Origin of the sequence: Stackebrandtia sp., assembly GCF_035643755.1 — a bacterium.
In the GTDB taxonomy this organism is placed as follows: domain Bacteria; phylum Actinomycetota; class Actinomycetes; order Mycobacteriales; family Micromonosporaceae; genus Stackebrandtia.
The window spans coordinates 1-2,554 of record NZ_DASQPW010000124.1 but is presented as its reverse complement, the minus strand read 5'-3'; the positions used below and the strand labels follow the sequence as shown (position 1 = coordinate 2,554).

Below are 2,554 nucleotides of genomic sequence, written 5' to 3'. Positions count from 1 at the left end.
GCGCCCGGACGCGCTGACGCACACCATCTCCGTCATGACCAGGCCCGCGCCGCCCAGCGCCTTGGACCCCAGGTGCACCAGGTGCAGGTCGCCGGGCACCCCGTCGACCGAGGAGTACATGTCCATGGGGGACACGACGACCCGATTGCGCAACTCCAGTCCCCCCAAGCGGAACGGCTGGAACATCGGGGGACGCGGGACGGCGGGCGCGGGGGTGACGCCGCGGGCCACCTCGGTGTCGGCGAACCAGGCGTCCACCGCGGCGATGAACCGCGGGTCGCGCATCCGCAGGTTGTCGTAGGTGATGCGGCGGGAGCGGGTCAACAGGTTGAAGGCGAAGGGAAGCGGCTCCTGGTCGAGGTACTGCCCGAGGTCCTCGAACCACTCCAGGCTGGCCTGGGCGGCGCGCTGTGTCGAGGCGACCGCGGCCTGGCGCTCGGTCTGGTAGTCCCGCAACGCCTCGGGAAGCGGGCGGTCGGCGATCGCGGCGGCCAGGGCGGCGGCGTCCTCCATGGCCAGCTTGGTGCCCGAGCCGATGGAGAAGTGCGCGGTGTGCGCGGCGTCGCCGAGCAGCACCACGTTGTCGGCGAACCAGCGTTCACAGCGGACGGTGGTGAAGTCGATCCAGTCGGTCTGTTTGCTGTGCAGGGCATGCCCGTCGAGTCGGTCGGCGAAGATCTCCATACAGTCGGCTATGGACGGACGGGCGCGGCGCCACACGTCCTCGTGCATCTCGACGATCGCGGTCGATCCGTCCCCGTAGGGATAGGCGTGCAGCTGCATGACGCCGTGCGGGGTGGCCCGCACATCGAAGGTGAACGATTCGAAGCGGCGGTCGGTGCCCAGCCAGATGTAACGGCAGCGGCGGACGTCCAGCCGGGGCCGCAGGTGATCGGCCAAGGCCCCGCGGCTCGCCGAGTGGACGCCGTCGGCGGCGACCACCAGGTCGTAGGTCGAGCGCAGCTCGTCGAGCCCGGGGGCGTCGCCGCCATAGTGGAGGGTGGCGCCGAGTTCGGTGGCCCGCTTGGCGAGCAGGGCCAGCAGCTCGACCCGGCTCATGGCGGCGAACGCGTGTCCCGTGGAGGTGACGGTGTGGCTCGGCCCGCCGACGGCGGGCGTGTAGTGCACGTCGATGTCGCGCCAGGTGACGAAGCGGGCCGCCATCGCGGCGTGGGTGTCGCCGTCGGCGGCGGCGATGCCGTCGAGGGTCTCGTCGCTGAACACCACGCCGAAGCCGTAGGTGTCGCCCGAGGCGTTGCGCTCGAACACATCCACCCGAGCGTCGGGATGGACCCTGCGGGCCAGGGCCGCGAAGTACAGGCCGCCGGGGCCGCCGCCGATCACCGCGATACGCATTCGGGCTCCTTCTTTCGTCCGCGAACAAGAGTATGTTGTCCCCATGACGACCGTCAAGAATCCGCGCTTCGCCGATCGCACCGTGGTGGTCACGGGCGGCGCGGGCGGCATCGGGCGCGCCGTGTGCGAGGGCTTCCGCGCCGAGGGCGCCACGACGATCGCGCTGGACCTGACGGGCGGCGACCTCGACGTCGACGTCACCGACGAAACCGCGCTGCGCGAAGCCATGGGCGACATCCATTCCCGGCACGGCGGTCCCCACGTGCTCGTCACCCTGGCGGGAGGCTCGCTGGGCACGCCGCGCGACCTCGACGCCTTCACCGCCGCCGACGTCGACACGGTGCTGGACGTCAACGTCAAGGGCACCCTGTACGCCTGCCGCGCGGCGCTGCCGCACCTGCGGCGGGAGCGGGGATCGATCGTCACCTGCGCGTCCATCGGCGGCCGCCAACCCTCTCCCGTCACGGGAATCCCCTACGCCACCGCCAAGGCCGCGATCGGCGGTCTGACGCGCAGACTGGCCGTCGAGGTGGGCGGCGACGGGGTGCGGGTGAACGCGGTGGCGCCCGGCCTGTTTCTCACCCCGCGGCTGCGTGGCATGTTCGACGGGCTGAGCGACGCGGAACGGGCGTCGGTCGTCGACGCGATCGCGTTGCGCCGCATGCCCGAGCTCGACGAGATCGTCGCGCCGATCCTGTTCCTCGCCTCGGCCGAGGCGAGCTTCATCACCGGGATCACTGTGGACGTCAACGGCGGACGATTCATGCCGCTGTGACGCGATCGACGGAATCACCGTCGGGATCGTCGGGTTGGATGACGCGATCATCAACGACGAAAGGTGCGTCATGCGCGCGGTGGTGTTGTCCGAGCCTGGACCCGTGGAGAACCTCGAGATTCGCGACGTGCCGTTGCCGCCCGAGCGCGACGGCTGGGTGCGGATACGGGTGGAGGCGTTCGGGCTCAACCGATCCGAGCTCCATCTGCGCCTGGGCATGTCCGAGGGGGTTTCCTACCCGCGGGTGCCGGGGATCGAGGCGGCGGGGGTGGTGGATGCGGCTCCTGCGGGTTCGGGTTTGAAGCGTGGGGATCAGGTGGTGGCGATGATGGGGGACATGGGCCGCAGTTTTGATGGCGGGTATGCCGAGTACACGAGTGTGCCGTTGTCGCAGGTGATCCCGATTCGTACTGATCTGTCGTG

At 70.3% G+C, this 2,554-nt stretch carries 3 protein-coding genes; 2 read left to right on the top strand and 1 reads right to left on the bottom strand.

Annotated features, from left to right (window positions below; all coding sequences use genetic code 11):
- On the bottom strand, positions 1–1,356 hold a 1,356-nt coding region (locus VE172_RS09545; RefSeq protein ID WP_324800396.1), incomplete at its 3' end, for an FAD-dependent monooxygenase.
- A 43-nt stretch (positions 1,357–1,399) separates the two neighbouring features.
- Here VE172_RS09545 and VE172_RS09540 point away from each other — a divergent pair.
- Entirely contained in the window at positions 1,400–2,131 is a 732-nt protein-coding gene (locus VE172_RS09540; RefSeq protein ID WP_324800394.1) for an SDR family NAD(P)-dependent oxidoreductase, read from the top strand.
- 70 nt (positions 2,132–2,201) lie between these two features.
- Positions 2,202–2,554, top strand: a 353-nt coding sequence (locus VE172_RS09535) for an alcohol dehydrogenase catalytic domain-containing protein (RefSeq protein WP_349258317.1), incomplete at its 3' end; no start/stop codon positions are given.